The sequence below is a fragment of the Microvirga rosea genome (assembly GCF_020595095.1).
In the GTDB taxonomy this organism is placed as follows: Bacteria; Pseudomonadota; Alphaproteobacteria; order Rhizobiales; family Beijerinckiaceae; genus Microvirga; species Microvirga rosea.
Window position 1 is genome coordinate 454,337 of sequence record NZ_JAJDOP010000004.1, and the last position, 17,302, is coordinate 471,638.

Annotated in this window: 20 protein-coding genes; 8 read left to right on the forward strand and 12 right to left on the reverse strand. The window is 64.0% G+C overall.

Annotated elements, in window-relative coordinates; all coding sequences use genetic code 11:
* Positions 1-66: 66 nt before the first annotated feature.
* Positions 67-996 carry a PepSY-associated TM helix domain-containing protein gene (locus LJD17_RS13700; RefSeq protein ID WP_227384738.1) on the reverse strand — a complete coding sequence of 310 codons (930 nt, stop codon included), beginning with the start codon at positions 994-996 and terminating at the stop codon, positions 67-69.
* A gap of 256 nt (positions 997-1,252) precedes the next feature.
* On the opposite strand from LJD17_RS13700, the gene LJD17_RS13705 reads away from it, so the two are divergent.
* The 6 genes from LJD17_RS13705 to LJD17_RS13730 all read left to right on the forward strand — a co-directional run bounded on the left by LJD17_RS13705 (position 1,253) and on the right by LJD17_RS13730 (position 5,785).
* Positions 1,253-1,873 carry a 50S ribosomal protein L25/general stress protein Ctc gene (locus tag LJD17_RS13705; RefSeq protein ID WP_227384739.1) on the forward strand — a complete coding sequence of 207 codons (621 nt, stop codon included), beginning with the start codon at positions 1,253-1,255 and terminating at the stop codon, positions 1,871-1,873.
* 86 nt (positions 1,874-1,959) lie between these two features.
* Positions 1,960-2,592 carry an aminoacyl-tRNA hydrolase gene (gene pth / locus LJD17_RS13710; RefSeq protein ID WP_227384740.1) on the forward strand — a complete coding sequence of 211 codons (633 nt, stop codon included), beginning with the start codon at positions 1,960-1,962 and terminating at the stop codon, positions 2,590-2,592.
* A gap of 25 nt (positions 2,593-2,617) precedes the next feature.
* The gene (ychF, locus tag LJD17_RS13715; RefSeq protein ID WP_227384794.1) at positions 2,618-3,715 is read left to right on the forward strand and encodes a redox-regulated ATPase YchF; all 1,098 of its coding nucleotides are present in this window, start codon (positions 2,618-2,620) and stop codon (positions 3,713-3,715) included.
* A gap of 72 nt (positions 3,716-3,787) precedes the next feature.
* Complete coding sequence (locus tag LJD17_RS13720) at positions 3,788-3,973, forward strand: hypothetical protein (RefSeq protein WP_227384741.1); 186 nt, start codon at positions 3,788-3,790, stop codon at positions 3,971-3,973.
* 69 nt (positions 3,974-4,042) lie between these two features.
* The gene (nfi, locus tag LJD17_RS13725) at positions 4,043-4,711 is read left to right on the forward strand and encodes a deoxyribonuclease V (protein ID WP_227384742.1); all 669 of its coding nucleotides are present in this window, start codon (positions 4,043-4,045) and stop codon (positions 4,709-4,711) included.
* Between the two features lie 60 nt (positions 4,712-4,771).
* A complete protein-coding gene (locus LJD17_RS13730) occupies positions 4,772-5,785 on the forward strand; it encodes a MaoC family dehydratase (RefSeq protein ID WP_227384743.1) in 1,014 nt (337 codons plus the stop codon).
* A gap of 69 nt (positions 5,786-5,854) precedes the next feature.
* Here LJD17_RS13730 and LJD17_RS13735 read toward each other — a convergent pair whose 3' ends face one another.
* The 8 genes from LJD17_RS13735 to LJD17_RS13770 all read right to left on the reverse strand — a co-directional run bounded on the left by LJD17_RS13735 (position 5,855) and on the right by LJD17_RS13770 (position 13,673).
* Complete coding sequence (locus LJD17_RS13735; RefSeq protein ID WP_227384744.1) at positions 5,855-6,400, reverse strand: adenine phosphoribosyltransferase; 546 nt, start codon at positions 6,398-6,400, stop codon at positions 5,855-5,857.
* Between the two features lie 42 nt (positions 6,401-6,442).
* Positions 6,443-7,114: a GNAT family N-acetyltransferase gene (locus tag LJD17_RS13740; RefSeq protein ID WP_227384745.1), complete on the reverse strand. Its 672-nt coding sequence runs from the start codon at positions 7,112-7,114 to the stop codon at positions 6,443-6,445.
* Positions 7,115-7,116: 2 nt separating this feature from the next.
* Positions 7,117-7,992, reverse strand: coding sequence for an S-methyl-5'-thioadenosine phosphorylase (locus tag LJD17_RS13745; protein WP_227384746.1), 876 nt, complete (start codon positions 7,990-7,992; stop codon positions 7,117-7,119).
* Positions 7,993-8,158: 166 nt separating this feature from the next.
* Positions 8,159-8,770, reverse strand: a complete 612-nt coding sequence (locus LJD17_RS13750) for a hypothetical protein (RefSeq protein WP_227384747.1) — start codon at positions 8,768-8,770, stop codon at positions 8,159-8,161.
* A gap of 79 nt (positions 8,771-8,849) precedes the next feature.
* Positions 8,850-9,716 carry a cytochrome c1 gene (locus tag LJD17_RS13755; RefSeq protein ID WP_227384748.1) on the reverse strand — a complete coding sequence of 289 codons (867 nt, stop codon included), beginning with the start codon at positions 9,714-9,716 and terminating at the stop codon, positions 8,850-8,852.
* A 23-nt stretch (positions 9,717-9,739) separates the two neighbouring features.
* Positions 9,740-11,017: a cytochrome b gene (locus LJD17_RS13760; protein WP_227384749.1), complete on the reverse strand. Its 1,278-nt coding sequence runs from the start codon at positions 11,015-11,017 to the stop codon at positions 9,740-9,742.
* Positions 11,018-11,050: 33 nt separating this feature from the next.
* Positions 11,051-11,599: a ubiquinol-cytochrome c reductase iron-sulfur subunit gene (gene petA, locus LJD17_RS13765; RefSeq protein WP_227384750.1), complete on the reverse strand. Its 549-nt coding sequence runs from the start codon at positions 11,597-11,599 to the stop codon at positions 11,051-11,053.
* A 226-nt stretch (positions 11,600-11,825) separates the two neighbouring features.
* On the reverse strand, positions 11,826-13,673 hold the full coding sequence (locus LJD17_RS13770; protein ID WP_227384751.1) for an ABC transporter ATP-binding protein: 1,848 nt from the start codon (positions 13,671-13,673) through the stop codon (positions 11,826-11,828).
* A 99-nt stretch (positions 13,674-13,772) separates the two neighbouring features.
* Here LJD17_RS13770 and LJD17_RS13775 point away from each other — a divergent pair, with 99 nt between their 5' ends.
* A complete protein-coding gene (locus LJD17_RS13775; RefSeq protein ID WP_227384752.1) occupies positions 13,773-14,264 on the forward strand; it encodes a tRNA (cytidine(34)-2'-O)-methyltransferase in 492 nt (163 codons plus the stop codon).
* A 7-nt stretch (positions 14,265-14,271) separates the two neighbouring features.
* A complete protein-coding gene (gene hemF, locus LJD17_RS13780; RefSeq protein ID WP_227384753.1) occupies positions 14,272-15,162 on the forward strand; it encodes an oxygen-dependent coproporphyrinogen oxidase in 891 nt (296 codons plus the stop codon).
* 3 nt (positions 15,163-15,165) lie between these two features.
* Here the strand turns inward: hemF and LJD17_RS13785 are convergent, their stop codons facing one another.
* Genes LJD17_RS13785 through LJD17_RS13795 form a run of 3 tightly spaced genes read right to left on the reverse strand, consistent with a single transcriptional unit; the run spans position 15,166 to position 17,299 of the window.
* Entirely contained in the window at positions 15,166-16,410 is a 1,245-nt protein-coding gene (locus LJD17_RS13785; RefSeq protein WP_227384754.1) for a CCA tRNA nucleotidyltransferase, read from the reverse strand.
* Positions 16,407-16,664 (reverse strand): DUF6111 family protein, encoded by a 258-nt coding sequence (locus LJD17_RS13790; RefSeq protein WP_227384755.1) that lies wholly within the window; start codon positions 16,662-16,664, stop codon positions 16,407-16,409. Before LJD17_RS13790 ends, LJD17_RS13785 begins: the two co-directional genes overlap by 4 nt.
* Complete coding sequence (locus LJD17_RS13795; RefSeq protein WP_227384756.1) at positions 16,661-17,299, reverse strand: CoA pyrophosphatase; 639 nt, start codon at positions 17,297-17,299, stop codon at positions 16,661-16,663. The genes LJD17_RS13790 and LJD17_RS13795 overlap by 4 nt, the downstream gene beginning before the upstream one ends.
* Positions 17,300-17,302: the final 3 nt, after the last annotated feature.

Sequence of the window (17,302 nt, forward strand, 5' to 3'; positions counted from 1 at the left end):
ACCTCCGGGCCTTCCCATCATGGATCGTCGCCCGTGCGGCCAAATTTTCCAACGCGACAGGCTTTCTCAGGCCTGACCTGAAACCTGCGGCTTTCCCCGCAGCACCGTTCTGCCGGCCCTGCGCCTGAAGGTGCGGCGTCCCCAGATCAGCAGGCCCGTCGCCATCAGGCCGACCATGACCAATGCGATCGCGGCGTTCATCAGGCCGGAAAACACCCCGGCAAAGTTGCCCTCGTGGATCAGGCGGGGCCAGTTCTGGCCGGCAGGGACCACCCCGGTGGGCGTGACCGCATAGGTCTGGGCCATGCCGCCCTCGTCGATGCGCGCCATGGTGCGGCCGCCGATCGTTCGGATCCAGTTGAGGCGCGAAAGGTCGTGATCCGCTCCCACCATCCTGACCGCATCGATCAGCGGAACGGGGGCGAAGCGAGGGGCCTCCATGCTCGAGAGGGTCACCCCATGGGCCAGGAACAGACCCGTCAGGGGACTAATGATCAGAAGGGGCAGAAACGACCACGCTGCCCCCTTGTGCCATCCCGACAGGGTGTTGCGGATGCGCGGCCATCCCATGAGGATCCCCAGCAGCATCAGAACCAGCATCGCATAGGTGGACAGGGTCACGAGCCATCCCGCATTGATCAGAAGGGTTTCGTGCAGGCGGCGGGAGGTCAGGAAGAAGCCCGGCAAGGCGGCGCCCTGTTGGACGACCTGCCCGGTGGAGACGTCCACCAGCACGGATGCTGCTCCGCGCTGGGTCACGGCCACGGCGTTTTCATAAGGATACAGGGCGATGCCCTGGGCTTTCCCGCCCAGCTTGGACGCGGCAAGAGCCTTCTCGACCGTCCCCACGGTCACCGATCCCGGCGCGATGCTCGCCGAGCTGACGACCGGCTCGAAGGACAGGATAAGGCCGGTTGCGATCACCACCGCGACGGGCAGGGAAAATATCAGAGAGATCCAGCGGTGGAGCCGGAGGAGATAAGCTTTGTTGAGCATTGTTGGTCTCGGTCTGGACAGGCCCATCTTGGCCAACCGCGCGCCGGGTTCAAATGAACAATCGTCCATGTTGCCCAAGCGGCTGAAGCCTGGCCGCCACGATCCAAAATGATTGTCATAAGGGGTCTTTGACGCTATAAGCCGCCTCGCGCCCGCTCGACACCCTTGGAGGCACGGGCGCGAACCCCATGGCCGCCCACGGTTTTCGGACCTTGGCGGCCATCGGTTTTTACACCCAATTCAAAGGACCACGACCATGAGCGATATCAAGCAAATCAAGGCCGTGGCGCGCAACCGGGCCGGCAAGGGGGCCGCCCGGGCTGTTCGTCGCCAAGGCCAAGTTCCTGCCGTCATCTACGGAGGCGGCCAAGCGGCCGAGGCGATTGCCCTCGATTTCAACCAGACCAAGCAGCTGATCTTCGCCGGTCACTTCCTCACCACGATCTTCGAGATCGAGGTCGACGGCAAGAAGACCCGGGCGATCCCGCGCGACTACCAGCTTGACCCGGTCCGCGACTTCCCGGTCCATATCGACTTCCTGCGCCTTGCAGCCGGTCAGGCCATCAAGGTCGTGGTGCCGGTGCACGTGGTCGGCCAGGAGAAGAGCCCGGGCGTGAAGCGCGGCGGCACCCTGCAGATCGTCGAGCACTCGGTGGAACTCCTCGTTCCGTCCGACGCCATTCCGGACTACATTGAGGCCTCCGTGGCCGACCTCGATATCGGCTCCTCGGTTCACCTCTCGGACATCAAGCTGCCGAACGGCGCGAAGGCCACTTCGGCCGAGAACGTGACCCTCGTCACCGTCGTTGCCCCGTCGGGCATGAAGGAAGAGGAAGCTGCTCCGGCTGCGGCCGAGGGCGAGGCCGCCAAGGCCTGATCCTCCTTCGCCGGGCGTCCTGCCCATCGAACGGCTTCGACGCTCCGACCGCAAGGCCGGAGCGTTTCTTATGAAGGTGGTCCGCGATGCATCTTTTCGTCGGCCTCGGAAATCCTGGTTCCCGCTACGCCCGCAACCGTCACAATATCGGTTTCATGGCGGTGGACGAGATCGTGCGCGCCCATGGCGGAATGCCGTGGCGCAAGCGCTTTCAGGCCGAGACGGCGGAAATCGTGGTCGGGGGCGAACGTGTCCTCATCCTCAAGCCGCAGACCTACATGAACGAGTCCGGTCGGGCGGTAGCGGAAGCCCAGCGCTTCTTCAAGATTCCGCTCTCCGACGTGACGGTCTTCTATGACGAGCTCGACCTGCCCCCCGCGAAGCTGCGGGTGAAGGTCGGAGGCGGCAATGCCGGGCATAACGGCCTCAGGTCGATCACCGCTCATTGCGGGAACGATTACCGGCGCGTGCGGATCGGGATCGGGCATCCGGGGCACAAGCCCCTGGTACAGGCTCATGTGCTCGGCGACTTCGCCAAGGCTGAGGAGCCCTGGGTCGAGGACCTGACCCGGGCCATCGCCGATCACGCGGCGCTCCTCGCCAAAGGCGAGGATGCCAGCTTTCAGAATAAGATCCACCTCGCCATGGAGGCGAAGGGCTGGACGGACGTGAAACGACCCGGCGAACAGGCGGGCAAAGATAAGAGTAATGCCGGCTGACGCCGGCTGCGCAAGGAGCGAGGCCATGGGCTTCAAGATGGGCATTGTCGGGCTGCCGAACGTGGGCAAATCGACCCTTTTCAACGCACTGACCCAGACGGCGGCGGCGCAGGCGGCGAACTATCCGTTCTGCACCATCGAGCCGAATGTGGGCGATGTCGCCGTTCCGGACGACCGTCTGGAAACGCTCGCCGGGATCGCCGGCTCGGCCCAGATCATCCCGACCCGCCTCACCTTCGTGGATATCGCCGGCCTCGTGCGGGGCGCCTCGAAGGGCGAGGGTCTCGGCAACCAGTTCCTGGCCAATATCCGCGAGGTGGATGCGATCGCCCATGTGGTGCGCTGCTTCGAGGATACGGACATCACCCATGTCGAAGGCAAGATCGATCCCATCGCCGATATCGAGACGATCGAGACCGAGCTGATGCTGGCCGACCTCGAGAGCCTGGAGAAGCGGGTGACCGCCCTCGAGAAGAAGGCCAAGGGAAACGACAAGGAAGCCAAGGAAACCCTGGACCTGGTGAACCGCTCCCTCGTGCTCCTGCGTGAAGGCAAGCCCGCCCGTCTGGTGGAGCGCAAGACCGAAGAGGAACGCCTGTTCCAGATGCTCGGCCTCCTCTCCTCCAAGCCCGTCCTTTACGTCTGCAACGTGGAGGAAGCCTCGGCCGACCAGGGCAATGGCTTTTCGGCCAAGGTCTTCGAGCGCGCGAAGGAGGAAGGCGCCAAAGCGGTCGTGGTTTCGGCGAAGATCGAGAGCGAGATCGCCGTTCTCGCCGCTGAGGAGCAGAAGGACTATCTCGACGCCATCGGCCTTGCCGAGCCGGGCCTCAACCGGGTGATCCGCGCCGGTTACGAGCTTCTCGGGCTGATCACGTATTTCACGGTCGGCCCCAAGGAAGCGCGAGCCTGGACGATCACGAAGGGAACCCGTGCCCCCCAGGCGGCCGGCGTAATCCATACGGATTTCGAAAAGGGCTTCATCCGGGCCGAAACCATCGCCTATCCCGACTACGTCACGCTCAAGGGTGAATCCGGCGCGCGCGATGCGGGCAAGCTGCGTCTGGAAGGCAAGGAATATCCGGTGCAGGACGGCGACGTTCTCCACTTCCGGTTCGCCAACTGACGGATTCGTGAACGGGCGCTTCGTCGCCCGTTCAGGCTCTTTCTGCATTTCTCCCCTCGTGGAGAACAGCCGATGCAGGATTCCTTGGAAGAGATTGCCTTTACGGTCGGTGGAGCCGTCGTGTCGCCCGGCATCGGGTCGGCGGAGCTCGTGCTTGCTTTGCTGGTGGCGTTCGGCTTCCTGGGGAGCGCCTTGTACACACTCTTTCGCGGTCCGTCCGAGGGGGAGCCCTCGTTGAGGCATGAGCCTCGGGGCTGAGCCCGCAATCCGAGCGGGACCGTTTCAGGCCTTCGGGCGTTAAGGCATCAGAGTGTTCTGATCCCGCCCATGCATCTTCATCACCGCCATCCCTGGAATCTCTCCCCTGCAGAAGCCATCGCCGTCCAGAAGGAGCTCAGGGCGGAGGTCGTGTCCGACCGCCCCATCGACATCGATGCGATCGAGCTGTTGGCCGGGGTGGATGTGAGCGTCAAGAACGATCAGTCCCAGGCGGCTGTCGTCGTGATGACCTATCCGGGCTTTCTTCCGGTGGAAACGGTGCTGGTGCAACGCCCCACCCCCTTCCCCTACATCCCGGGCCTCCTCAGCTTTCGCGAAGGCCCCGTGCTGGAGGAAGCCTTCGAAAAGATGAAGAGCACACCCGATGTGTTCCTGTTCGACGGCATGGGAATCGCTCATCCCCGCCGCATCGGAATCGCCAGCCACATGGGCCTTTGGCTCGAACGTCCGACGATCGGCTGTGGAAAAACTCTCCTGTGCGGGCGCTATAAGGGTCTCGCCGAGGAAAAGGGCGCAGCCGCGCCGCTGATCGACAAAGGCGAAACCATCGGCGTCGCCCTCAGAACGCGTACGGCCAAGAACCCGATGTTCATTTCGCCAGGGCATCTGGCGGATGTTGCATCAGCCGCGGCCCTGGTCCTCGCCTGCTCGCCAAAATATCGCTTGCCGGAGCCGATCCGCATGGCGCACAACGCAGCCGGACAGTTCGATCCGTGACCTCATGCGCTCGGAAAGGGCCGCCGGCGGCCCTCTTCGGCTTCTGCAGACGATAAGCTGATGCCCCGTTTTGCCTTTGAAGACTTCACACCCGGCACGACCAGGATCTTAGGGCCTGTCACCATCGCGAAGGACGAGATCGTCGCCTTTGCGAGGGAATACGATCCTCAGCCCTTCCATGTGGACGAGATCGCCGCCAAGGACAGCTTCGTCGGCACTCTGATCGCTTCGGGGTGGCATACGTGCTCCATCAACATGAAGCTTCTCGCCGACGAGGTCATTCTCGATTCCACCTCCATGGGATCCCCGGGCATCGAAGAGCTGAAATGGGTCCGGCCGGTGCGGCCGGGGGACAGCTTGCGATCGCGCATGACGGTTCTGGACAGCCGGGCCTCCCAAAGCAGGCCCGCCATCGGACTGGTGAGGTTTCAGTTCGAGGTTCTCAACCAGAATGACGAGACCGTCATGGTCCAGAAGAACTGGATCATGTTCGGGCGCAAAGAGGCCGGACTTGCGGTCAACGGAAACCGAGCCTTTCCGCCGGCTCAGTCTCCCTCTCCCACGCCGGAGGTCGAACTGGCGCCGATCTCTTCGAATCCCTACCTTGAGGATCTCGTGGTGAACCAAGTCGATGTGCTCGGCCGGTTCACTTTCACGACCGAGAACATCATCCCGTTCGCCACGGCTTACGATCCGCAGCGTTTTCATGTGGACCCGGTCGCCGCGAAGGAAAGCCTTTTCGGCGACCTTTGCGCGTCCGGCTGGCAGACCGCCGCCGTCTGGATGAAACTGTTGGTGGCGCAGCGCGACCGCATCCGAGATGCGGCCCTTGCTCGCGGAGAGCGCCCGGCGAAGCTCGGGCCGTCCCCGGGCTTTACGAACCTGAAATGGCTGAAGCCCGTCTATGCGGGCGATACGATCACCTACCGCTCGACAGTGACAGGAACCCGCACCTCCGCTTCCCGCCCCGGATGGGGAATGGCGTCCCACCACAACAGCGGCGTCAACCAGCACGGCGAGGAGGTCTTCTCCTTCGATGGCGTCGTGTTCTGGGAGCGGCGACCGGAGCGGTGAGCCTGTTCCCGGAACACGCCTCGCCCCTCTCTTGGGAGGGAGCGAAGCCCAGATGGTCTGGATAGGGTTTCAATGCCCTTCGAAGCTCACGAGGCTGCGCACCTCGACGCCGAGATCACGCAGTTTCTGGGCTCCGCCCAGCTCCGGCAGATCGATCACGAAGCAGGCCGCGACGATATCGGCGCCCATCTGACGCAGGAGCCGCGTCGCCGCGACGGCCGTGCCGCCGGTGGCAATGAGATCGTCCACGATCACGACCCGGTCGTTCTGGCCGATGGCGTCCGTGTGAATTTCCATCTCGTCGACGCCGTATTCCAGCGAATACGCGATGCGGACCGTCTCGTGAGGGAGCTTGCCCTTCTTGCGGATCGGCACGAAGCCCGAAGAAAGCTGGTGGGCGACCGCGCCGCCAAGGATGAATCCTCTCGCCTCGATCCCTGCGACCTTGTCGATCCGGCCACCCGCGAAGGGGTGAACCAGTTCATCGACGGCCCGGCGGAAGGCCCGGGCATCGCCGAGAAGCGTCGTGATATCGCGAAAGACGATGCCTGGTTTCGGATAATCCGGAATCGACCGGATCGTGGCTTTCAGATCGGTCACGAAGCGCTGGTCCATGAAAGAGCCTGCTCCAAAGCAGTGGAATGAAATGGCGACGACTCACCCGGCCGGAGGGAGGACGGCCGCCGACGTATAGGGCGAATACAACGCCCAATCGAGGGTGGAGTACAAGCCGAACCCGCTCGGCGTGGCAACCAGAATTCCCATCTCGGCACCGGTGGCCGTGGCCACCCGTTCAAGATGTTGCACCACGATGCTGCCCAGTCGGGGCCTGCGATGGGCCGGATCGGTGGCGATCCGGTCGACGATGGCAAAAGTCCCATTGAGGACGACCCGTCCGTGGGCCGCTTCCTGGCCGTCAGCGCCGAAGATTTCAGCGAAGATGACAGGGCCCTCGCGGCGAAGCGCCAGCCGGTACCCTTCAGGCATGGGCAGTGGCTCCATCCCTGCGCCGAAGGACTTCCGCATCATGAAACCCGGATCCAGGATGGTCCACCGGGCGGGAAGCAAAGGCGCGACGCTCTCCGCCGGAGCACAGATCTTGAGATAGGTGTAAGGCTCGGTCTCCCGTTGTGCGACGTCCCGAATGGCGCCGGCATTGAGCAGGGGGAAGACGAAGCGGCGGACTTGGTCCGGCAGACCGACTTCGACGCGCAAACCTCCCGGGACGGCCACCGGTCCGGCCACACTGCGAGACAGGGCCCAGCCTTCGACCCATTTGAGGACGACCTTCGGATCGACGGCCACCATGAGATCGGGAGAAGCGGGCATGATCACGACGTCAGCACCCGCCCGGCAACGGCATCGAGCTTCTTCATCAAGGCCGGATCCCGCGCGGACGGCGCCGTCATGATAGCCCCTTCGAGAGCCCGATCCGAACGGACCGGACACGGCTCGTGCTCGGCGGGAAAGGATTTCGCGATACGGGCGATCAGCCCGGCGACCCTGGCCGCGTTGTCCTGGGCGACGGCAACCACGGCCGCCACGTCCACGTCGTCGTGCTCGGGATGCCAGCAATCGAAATCGGTCACCATCGCGATGGTCGCATAGGTGATTTCCGCCTCCCGCGCGAGCTTGGCTTCCGGCATGGCCGTCATGCCGATCACGTCATAGCCGAGTCCCTTGTAGGTGAGGGACTCGGCATAGGTGGAAAACTGCGGCCCCTCGATGCACACATAGGTGCCACCGACATTGAAGGTGATGCCCTCCTCTGCGGCCGCCTGGGCGATGCGTTTCTGCAGCAGCGGCCCGACCGGATGGGCGAAGGGGACATGCGCGACGCAGCCCCGGCCGAAGAAGGAGGTTTCGCGACGGAAGGTCCGGTCGACGAACTGGTCAACGAGGACGAAGGAGCCCGGGTAGAGCTCTGCCTTGAAGGAGCCGCAGGCCGAAACGGAGATCAGGTCCGTGACGCCGGCCCGCTTCAGGACATCGATATTGGCCCGATAATTGATGTCCGAAGGAGAGTAGCGATGACCTCGGCCATGGCGCGGAAGAAAGGCCACATCCCTTTCCCCGATGCGCCCCATGCGCAGCACGTCGGAGGGCTCGCCCCAGGGAGAGGAGATGCGGATCTCGCGGACATCCTGAATGCCCGGAAGATCGTAGACCCCCGATCCGCCGATGATCCCCAGCACCGACTTGGTCATGCCCGCTGTCCTCTTCACCGTGAGAATCGAAGCGCGACCATAGCGACTCTCAAGCGGGATCCCAACCGACGCCATTCACCGCAAGGCTCCGGCGGTGGTGCGACAAGTGCAGCGCCTCAGCTCTTCGAAATCGCCGGCACGCGACCAGCGATGAAGCGGGGGCGCTTCATGGATGGAGAGGAAACGAGAAGATTTCATTGACGATCTGACATGGGAAAAGGGTTTCGCGGATGATCTTGAGGCGCTCCACGGGTGCTCCAATCGAAACCGGGATCGCTTCGACATCGCGCATCACGCTGTCCGGAATCACATCGGAGGTGCGGTAGCGCGCCAGCGTCGAGTGAATGAGGTCGTAGCGCATGGGCTTGAGGCCGGGCGGTGGCGGGATGAGGTCGGCGATATTCTCGCGGATCGTCGCAATCAAGCCCGTCTCGTCAGTGGCAACGGCAATGATGGCGGTGTCCGTCACCTTGAGTTTCGAGAAGCGCAAAGTCAGGGGCCCCTGACCTTCGCACAGGCTTTCCAGCAATGCGCGGCAAGGCTCGGCGATGGCGCTCCAGTAACCTTCCTTGTCGAACCGCGCCTTGACCTGGACGAGGGCATAGAGCGTCACATGCAAGGCGCCTGATGGCGCGAGGTGGAGCGGCACGGGCCAGCGCTCCGCGAGGGCCGTCTGAAGCGCCTTGAGGGAGGCTCGCGTCTCGAGCGAAAGATCCGGCTGAACGTGATAAGCGAGGCACTCTTGGCCCCAGATGTCATCGGCGATGGTCTGCAGCATGGAGGCCGACTTGGAGCCGTGTTCAGAAAATGTCGCTCGAAAAGAAAAAGGCCCCGGAAAGGGGCCTTTTGTCATCGCCTTAGGCTTGGTGCGTGGTCAGGTCGCTGTGGCCGACCCGCGCCCAGATCTTCTTCTTGGTGAAGTAGAGGAGTCCGGACAGCACGATCAGGAACAGGATCGCCTGGAAGCCGATCCGCTTGCGCGCCTCGAGGTGCGGCTCCGCCGTCCACATCAGGAAGGCGGTGACGTCGCGGGAGTATTGCTCGACGGTCTCGGGAGCCTGCGGCTGACCGTTGGCATCCTTCGGATACTCCACCTGCCCGTCGCTCAAGGGCTTGGGCATGGCGATCACGTGACCGGGATAATACTCGTTGAAGTGGCCGCCTTCCGGAACTTTGAAGTCAGCGGGCGCTTCCTCGTAACCGGTCAGGACCGCGTGAACGTAGTCCGGTCCCGTCTCGGCGAACTGAGTGAACATGTCGAAGACGAACCAGGGGAAGCCGCGCTCATAGGTGCGGGCCTTGGCCATCAGGGACAGGTCCGGAGGCGCCTTGCCGCCGTTGGCCGCCGCTGCCGCGTTCTCGTTCGGGAACGGTGCCGGGAAATGATCCGCCGGACGGCCGGCGCGCTCGAACATGTCGCCGGCGTCGTTGGGGCCGTCCTGGATTTTGTATTCAGCGGCCAGGGCCTTGACCTGCGCTTCGGAGAATTCCGGGCCGCCCGGCTGGGCCAGGTTGCGGAACGCGACGTAGCTCAGGCTATGACAGGAGGAGCAAACCTCCCGATAGACCTTGAAGCCGCGCTGGAGCTGCGCCCGGTCGAACGTGCCGAACGGACCGTGGAAGCTCCACTTCAGCTGCGGCGGGACGGGAGTCTCGCCGGCGGCGAAGGCGGGAGCCGACAGGCCGAGGACGGCTGCGGCGATGAGAAGAGTACGCTTCATCATAATATTATTCCCCAGCGCTCGCATCAGCCCTTGGACTGCGGTTCGGCATTGGCGCCGGTCGGCAGGCCCGCACCACCCTTCACACCCATCACCGAGTCGAGGATCGAGTTCGGCAGCGGGAGCGGACGCTCGATGAAACCGAGCACCGGCAGGATGATGAGGAAGTGGATGAAGTAATACGCCGTCGCGATCTGCGAGACGATGACGTACCAGCCCTCCGGCGGCTTGGCGCCGAGCCAGCCGAGGAGAAGCGTATCCGCCACAAGGATCCAGAAGAACTGCTTGTAGAGCGGACGGTAGTTCGTCGAACGGACGCGGGACGTGTCGAGCCACGGCACGAAAGCGAGAACCGCGATCGAGGCGAACATGGCGATGACGCCGCCGAGCTTGTCCGGAATGGCGCGCAGGATCGCGTAGAACGGCAGGAAGTACCATTCGGGCACGATGTGCGCGGGGGTCACGGAGGGGTTCGCCGGGATGTAATTGTCCGCATGCCCGAGATAGTTCGGGATGTAGAACACGAACCAGGCGAAGAAGATCATGAACACGACGGTCGCGAAGATGTCCTTGATCGTCGCATAGGGCGTGAACGGAACCGCATCCTTGCCCGACTTGATCGGCACGCCGGTCGGGTTGTTCTGGCCCGGCACGTGCAGCGCCCAGATGTGCAGGATCACGACGCCGAAGATCATGAACGGCAGCAGATAGTGGATCGAGAAGAAGCGGTTCAGGGTCGGGTTGCCCACTGAGTAACCACCCCAGAGCAGGCTCTGGATCGTGTCGCCGACCACCGGGATCGCCGCCAGGATGTTGGTGATCACGGTCGCGCCCCAGAAGCTCATCTGGCCCCAGGGAAGCACGTAGCCCATGAAGGCGGTGGCCATCATGAGACCGTAGATGATCACGCCCAGGATCCAGAGGATCTCACGGGGAGCCTTGTACGACCCGTAGTAGAGACCGCGGAAGATATGGATATACACGGCGACGAAGAACATCGAGGCGCCGTTGGCGTGCAGGTAGCGCAGCAGCCACCCGTAGTTCACGTCGCGCATGATGTGCTCGACCGACTGGAAGGCGAGCGAGGCGTTCGGCGTGTAGTACATCGCCAGGAACACGCCGGTCACGATCTGCGACACGAGCATGAACACGAGGATCGCGCCGAACGTCCAGAAGTAGTTCAGGTTCCGAGGAACCGGAAACGCGATGAATGAGGAATGGATGAGGCCTGCGATGGGCAAACGGCTTTCGAACCATTTGCCGAAGGCGCTCTTAGGAACATAGGTGGTGGGGTGCTGGCTCATGGTGTCGCCTGATCGAATGGCCGTCGCGGAGGGTTACGCCGTAGCTTCCTGGCCGATGACGATCTTCGTATCGGACGTGAAGGTGTAGGGCGGGATCGGCAGATTGATCGGAGCCGGACCGCCGCGAACGCGGCCGGAAGTGTCGAAGACCGAACCGTGGCAAGGGCAGAACCAGCCCTCATAGGCACCTTGGTGCCCCAGCGGAACGCAGCCAAGATGGGTGCAGTTGCCGTAGACGATGAGCCACTGGTTGTGCCCCGGCTTCACGCGGGCCGAGTCGGGCTGCGGATCGCGCAGGCTGGCAACGTTCACATCCTCGGCGGCCTTGATCTCGGCCGGGGTGCGGTTGCGGATGAAGATCAGCTTTCCGCGCCAGAAGACCTTCACGATCTGCCCTTCGGTGATCGGCGCCAGATCGACTTCCACCGGCGCGCCGGCGGCAACCGTCGCAGCGTCGGGGGTCATCGACTGGATGAAAGGCCATACAAGGGTGGCACCACCAACGGCAGCGGCTGCGCCAGTGGCGATGAACAGGAAATCGCGCCGTGTCGGCTCGACGACGGTAGAGGTGGTCTCTGCCACTTGGCTCTCCAGCATACGTCCAAAAACGAGAACCGCGCATCTGCGATGACGTGAGGCGCCCATAGGGTTCCATGGGGCATCCCAGCATCCGGCACGCTGCCAGCTTGAACAAGCATACGCGCCAACGCGCACGCAATGCGACTGGGCGTCGCCGCGCGATGCGCTCTTTGGCACGGCCAAGCCCGACTGTCCATAGGTGGATTGGACTTGTTCCAATCCGGCAGGCCTATATTGCCTCGGTTTCCTCAGCCCCGAGAAAGCCCCCGGACTGCCGGTGCCAGAGCCGGGCATAGAGCCCCTCCCGCCGGAGAAGCTCCGCGTGGGTCCCCTGCTCCACGATCCGCCCCTGATCGATCACGATGAGCCGGTCGAGGGCGGCGATCGTCGACAGCCGGTGCGCGATCGCCAGAACGGTCTTGCCCTCCATGAGGGTGGACAGGGCTTCCTGGATCGCCGCCTCGACCTCGGAATCCAGGGCGGAGGTCGCCTCGTCGAGCACAAGGATCGGCGCGTCCTTGAGGATCACCCGGGCGATGGCGATGCGCTGGCGCTGCCCGCCCGAGAGCTTGACGCCCCGCTCGCCCACATGGGCATCGTAGCCCCTCCGCCCCCGGTGATCCTCCAGATCCATGATGAAGTCATGGGCGTGGGCAAGGCGCGCCGCCTGCTCGATCTCGCTGTCCTTCGCCGCCGGGCGTCCGTAGGCGATGTTCTCCCGGATGGAGCGATGCAGGAGGGATGTGTCCTGAGTGACCATCGCGATCGCGGCCCTGAGACTGTCCTGGCTCACGTCGGCGATGTTCTGCCCGTCGATGAGGATCCGCCCCTCCTCGAGGTCATGAAGTCGCAGGAGCAGGGATGTGATGGTGGTCTTGCCGGCTCCGCTCGTTCCGACGAGCCCCACTTTCTCCCCGGCCCGGATCGTCAGGTTCAGGTCCTCGATGACCCCGTCCTCGCGCCCGTAGTGGAAGGAGACGTGGTCGAAACGGATTTCGCCGGCCGTCACCTCGAGCCTTCCGGCTTTCGGAGGATCGACGATCCCATGGGGCCGGGCGATGGTCTCCATGCTTTCCTGCACGATGCCGATATTCTCGAAGACGCCGCGCACGGTCTGCATGACCCAGCCCGACATCGCCAGGATCCGCATCACGAGCGAAAGGCCCGTCGCCGCCTCCCCGCTCGACATCTGTCCCTGCATCCACAGGGAGATCGACAAGGCCCCGGTCGCCACCAGCAGGGCGCTGTTCATGATGGCGAGGCACCCCGTAACCCCGGTGATCAGCCGAAAGGAGCTCAAAAACGCTTCCGTATGGGCCGAAAGCGCCCGGCGAACCGCCGAGCGTTCCTCCGCGCCTCGGGCAAAGAGCTTGACCGTCAGGATATTGGTGTAGCTGTCGACGATACGCCCCACCAGGGTCGAGCGCGCGTCCGCCACCACGAGGGAGCGGGCTTTGGCGCGCGGGACGAAATAGCGCAGCAGCATGATATAACCGACGATCCACAGACCCATCGGCAGGGCGAGCCAGAGGCTGACCTTCGAGAAAAGCCCCAGCGCGGTGAATGCGAAGATGGCGACATAGAGAAGCGTGTCCAGCACCGTCACGGCAATCTCGCGGATCGCGGAACCCGCCTGGGTGATCCGATTGGCCAGCCGACCGGCGAAATCGGCCTGGAAATAGCCGAGCGCGTGCCCCAGCGTGTAGAGATGGGTGCGCCAACGGATCATGTTGGTGCTCTGGGGGACCAGGGCCTGATTCGTGATGGTCTCGTGAAAGAAATGCAGAACCGGCCGCACGAACAGGATCGCGCCGGCCACAAGCATCAGGGACGTGCCATGCTCCGGCCAGAGCCGGTCAGGGGTCGAATGGGCGAGCAGATCGACGACCCAACCGAGGATCACATAAAGCGAGGCCTCGAAGACCCCAACCACCAGCGCCGTGAAAAACAGCAGAACCAGCCAGTAGCGCACCGGCCGGATATAATGCCAGGAGAACGCCCCGACCGTGTTTGGCGGCGTTTCCGTCTCATCGAACGGCGCGAAGGGGTCGATCTGCTTTTCAAACCACCGAAACATGTCGATTCCTGGCTCCCGGCCCTCCGGGTCCTGCGATAAACACGACGAGCGGCGAAGCGTTCACTTGACGAGGACGCCCCCTTTCGCCGATGAGGCCGCATGCCTCGCCTTGCCCTGTACCAACCGGACATTCCACAGAACACCGGCACGATGCTGCGTCTCGCCGCCTGCCTTGGCGTTCCGGTCGAGATCATCGAGCCAGCGGGATTCGACGTCTCCGATAGGAATCTTCGCCGTTCCGGGATGGATTATCTCGAGCGCGCCGCGATCACACGCCACATCTCGTGGAGCAGTTTCGAGTCCTGGCGGCAGGAATGCAAGGGCCCGGACGGCCCTCCCCGCCTCGTCCTCGCGACCACGAGAGGCGCCCTATCCTATGTGGATTTCCGCTTCCGGGCGGACGACATCATCCTCATGGGGCGGGAATCGGCCGGGGTTCCCGATGACGTTCACCTGGCATCGGACGCCCGTGTGGTGATTCCCATGCAGCCAGGATTAAGGTCTCTCAACGTGGCCGTGACGGCAGCCATGATCCTTGGCGAAGCCCTGCGGCAGACCCGCTCGTTTCCCGTAACCTCGTCGCCAGAATGAGAAGTCCATGACAGATGCCGCCGTTTCACGCCTGCAGGAAGAAGCGCCCGTCTGGTTCGCGCTTCTTCGGGACCGGATCTGCGCCGCCTTCGAGGCGATTGAGGACGAGGTTGAGGCGCCCCTGCCGCCGGAGGCCTCGGACGCCGGACGCTTCGAGCGCAAGCCCTGGGAGCGGAAGGATCACAACGGCCAGCCCGGGGGCGGCGGCGTCATGTCGATGATGCGGGGCCGGGTCTTCGAGAAGGTCGGCGTCCATGTCTCCACCGTGCATGGGGAATTCGCACCGGAATTTCGCGGACAGATCCCCGGCTCTGAGCAGGATCCCCGGTTCTGGGCTTCGGGGATCTCGCTGATCGCGCATCCGTGGAATCCGAATGTGCCGACCGTCCACATGAACACCCGCTTCGTCGTCACCACGAAGCCATGGTTCGGCGGCGGCGCCGACCTCACGCCCGTGCTGGACCGTCGCCGGTCGCAGGACGATCCCGACACCATCGCCTTTCACAGGGCGATGCAGCAGGCCTGCAGCCGCCATCCGTCCGTTTCCTATGACAAGTACAAGGACTGGTGCGACGAGTACTTTTTCCTCAAGCACCGGAAGGAGCCGCGCGGCATCGGCGGCATCTTCTACGATTATCATTGGACCGGCGATCCGGACGACGACTTCGCCTTTACCCGCCATGTGGGCGAAGCCTTCCTGGAGATCTACCCGGAGATCGTCCGGCGCAATATGGGCGCGTCCTGGACGGAGGAAGACCGCATCGAGCAGCAGGTGCGCCGGGGCCGCTACGTGGAGTTCAACCTTCTCTACGACCGAGGAACGATCTTCGGCCTCAAGACGGGCGGCAATATCGACTCCATCCTGTCCTCCATGCCGCCGACCGTGCGCTGGCCCTGACCGCTAGCCGTCGGCGAGAACCCGCTGCAGCAACGCCGTCGCGGAGCCCGGATGGTCCGGGCACCCTTCGGCGATCCAGATCGTCCGCGCCCGGCTGAGAAGCTCACCGATCCGCGGACCTTTCGGGACGCCTTTCTCCACCAGATCGGCCCCGCGCAGGGGAAAGACCGGGAGCGGCGCGACCCCGCTGCGCAGGGCATCGAGGGCCGCCATGGCCTCCCGGCTCACTCGGGGTCTCGGCTCGCCCGCCAGCGCCGCCATCCCGAGCAGCACCATGTCGATTCCATGCACGGCCACGAGCCGGCGAAGATCCACGGCGCCACAGATGTCCGGCCCGGATTTGAGGCAGGCCACGAGCCGTCCGTAGGCGGAAAGCTTTCGATGCTCCTCGTTCGAGAGCCGCAATCGCTCCCGGAGACGGTCTGCGTCCTCCTCCACCATGACGGCGAGGGCAGCAAGGCGCTCGACGGGTTCAAAGGGCTGACCCGCCCCGATGCTCCGCCGGAGGCGTCCGAACTCGCCTGCTCCGTCCAGAATCCAGGTCAGGAAACCGTGCTCGGCCAGAATCCGCACCGTGTCGACGGCGCGCCTCGCGCCCAAGAGCCTCAATACCTCGTGGCGGATCCGCTCCCGCGACAGGATCGCGAGGCCTGCCCTCTCCTGACCCGCAGCCGCAAGGCCGTCAGGGTCCGGATCGGCTTCCGCGTATTCGGCGAAGAACCGAAAAAAGCGCAGAATTCTTAAGTAATCCTCGCGAATGCGAACATGGGCATCGCCGATGAACCGAACCCGTCGGGCCGCCAGATCGGCAAGGCCTCCGGTATGATCGTGCAACCGTCCGTCGAGCCCCAATGAGAGAGCATTGATGGTGAAGTCGCGCCGGCGCGCGTCGGCTGCGAAGTCGCGCCCAAATCGCACCACCGCGTAGCGCCCGTCGGTTTCGACGTCCTCGCGCAGCGTCGTCACCTCGAAGGGCTCGCCCCCGACAATGACCGTGATGGTACCGTGCTCGATGCCCGTCGGGACGGACTTGAAGCCTGCTTGTGCCGAAAGCCGCACGATCTGGTCGGGCAAAGCCGTGGTCGTGCAATCGACCTCGGTCACCGGGCGCCCGAGGAGCGCATTGCGGATTGCGCCGCCGACGATCCGCGTTTCCTCGCCGTCCTGATTCATCGCCGCCAGAAGGGAGCGCAGATGCGGCCGCCGCAGGAGCGATGCGAGCGCATCATGGTCGAGGGAAGAACTCACTTGAACTGCCCCGGCACGACCCGGCCGTTCTCCATGTGCGTCGGTACGAAGGCGCCCGTATGCCGCTCCGCCAACAAGCCGCCGAGGACGAGCGATGCGATCACCAGGATAAGTCCCGCAATGCCGACCCAGGACACGTGGGCGTTCCAGGAGGCCCAGGCCAGGGGATTGCGGCGAAGGATGACGAGATACAAGGCGAAGACGGCGAAGGGCAGGAGGAACAGCAGCAACTCGTCGAGGAACGCACGCGTCATGGAGTGTAGAGCCTCTCGTAGAGATTGCGCAGAATGCCCGCCGTCACCCCCCAGATGTAGCGTCCCTCGTAGGGCATTGCATAGTACCTGCGCACGGCACCCTTCCACTCCCGCGCATGCAGCTGGTGGTTGGCCGGATCCATGAGGAAGCTCACCGGCACCTCGAACGTGTCCGCCACCTCGTCCGGGTTGAGCGCCAGCGTGTAGGACGGCGAGACCCGGGCCACCACCGGGATCACGAGATAATTGGTCGTGGAAAGATAGGGATCGAGATAACCGAGAGGACTGATGAACCGGCTGTCGAGGCCGATTTCCTCCTGTGCCTCCCGATAAGCCGCCGCCAGGATGGAATCGTCGGTGGGATCGACGCGGCCGCCCGGAAAGGCGATCTGTCCCGAATGCTGGCGCAGGCTCGCCGCCCGTTCCGTGAAAAGCAGGGTCGGCTCCTCCCGCATGACGACCGGGACCAGCACGGCGGCGTCCTTGGGCGAGAGAGGCTGGACGAGCGGGATATTGTCGAGGGTATGATCGCCGCGCGGATTGGCGAGAGCATCCCCAAGGGCAGGCGGTTCGGGCCTCAGCCGGTTTGCCGCGAGGGTCAGGAAATCAGGGGCATCGAGGGGCGCGGTTCTCATCGG

Bases quoted from the DNA above. Each gene is read 5' to 3' on its own strand.
- LJD17_RS13740 (WP_227384745.1), bottom strand. From the start codon at position 7,114: ATGCCCGCTTCTCCCGATCTCATGGTGGCCGTCGATCCGAAGGTCGTC.
- LJD17_RS13745 (WP_227384746.1), bottom strand. From the start codon at position 7,992: ATGACCAAGTCGGTGCTGGGGATCATCGGCGGATCGGGGGTCTACGAT.
- LJD17_RS13730 (WP_227384743.1), top strand. From the start codon at position 4,772: ATGCCCCGTTTTGCCTTTGAAGACTTCACACCCGGCACGACCAGGATC.
- pth (WP_227384740.1), top strand. From the start codon at position 1,960: ATGCATCTTTTCGTCGGCCTCGGAAATCCTGGTTCCCGCTACGCCCGC.
- nfi (WP_227384742.1), top strand. From the start codon at position 4,043: ATGCATCTTCATCACCGCCATCCCTGGAATCTCTCCCCTGCAGAAGCC.
- LJD17_RS13760 (WP_227384749.1), bottom strand. From the start codon at position 11,017: ATGAGCCAGCACCCCACCACCTATGTTCCTAAGAGCGCCTTCGGCAAA.
- LJD17_RS13720 (WP_227384741.1), top strand. From the start codon at position 3,788: ATGCAGGATTCCTTGGAAGAGATTGCCTTTACGGTCGGTGGAGCCGTC.
- LJD17_RS13750 (WP_227384747.1), bottom strand. From the start codon at position 8,770: ATGCTGCAGACCATCGCCGATGACATCTGGGGCCAAGAGTGCCTCGCT.
- ychF (WP_227384794.1), top strand. From the start codon at position 2,618: ATGGGCTTCAAGATGGGCATTGTCGGGCTGCCGAACGTGGGCAAATCG.
- hemF (WP_227384753.1), top strand. From the start codon at position 14,272: ATGACAGATGCCGCCGTTTCACGCCTGCAGGAAGAAGCGCCCGTCTGG.
- LJD17_RS13700 (WP_227384738.1), bottom strand. From the start codon at position 996: ATGCTCAACAAAGCTTATCTCCTCCGGCTCCACCGCTGGATCTCTCTG.
- LJD17_RS13755 (WP_227384748.1), bottom strand. From the start codon at position 9,716: ATGATGAAGCGTACTCTTCTCATCGCCGCAGCCGTCCTCGGCCTGTCG.
- LJD17_RS13790 (WP_227384755.1), bottom strand. From the start codon at position 16,664: ATGACGCGTGCGTTCCTCGACGAGTTGCTGCTGTTCCTCCTGCCCTTC.
- LJD17_RS13705 (WP_227384739.1), top strand. From the start codon at position 1,253: ATGAGCGATATCAAGCAAATCAAGGCCGTGGCGCGCAACCGGGCCGGC.
- LJD17_RS13775 (WP_227384752.1), top strand. From the start codon at position 13,773: ATGCCTCGCCTTGCCCTGTACCAACCGGACATTCCACAGAACACCGGC.
- LJD17_RS13735 (WP_227384744.1), bottom strand. From the start codon at position 6,400: ATGGACCAGCGCTTCGTGACCGATCTGAAAGCCACGATCCGGTCGATT.
- LJD17_RS13770 (WP_227384751.1), bottom strand. From the start codon at position 13,673: ATGTTTCGGTGGTTTGAAAAGCAGATCGACCCCTTCGCGCCGTTCGAT.
- LJD17_RS13795 (WP_227384756.1), bottom strand. From the start codon at position 17,299: ATGAGAACCGCGCCCCTCGATGCCCCTGATTTCCTGACCCTCGCGGCA.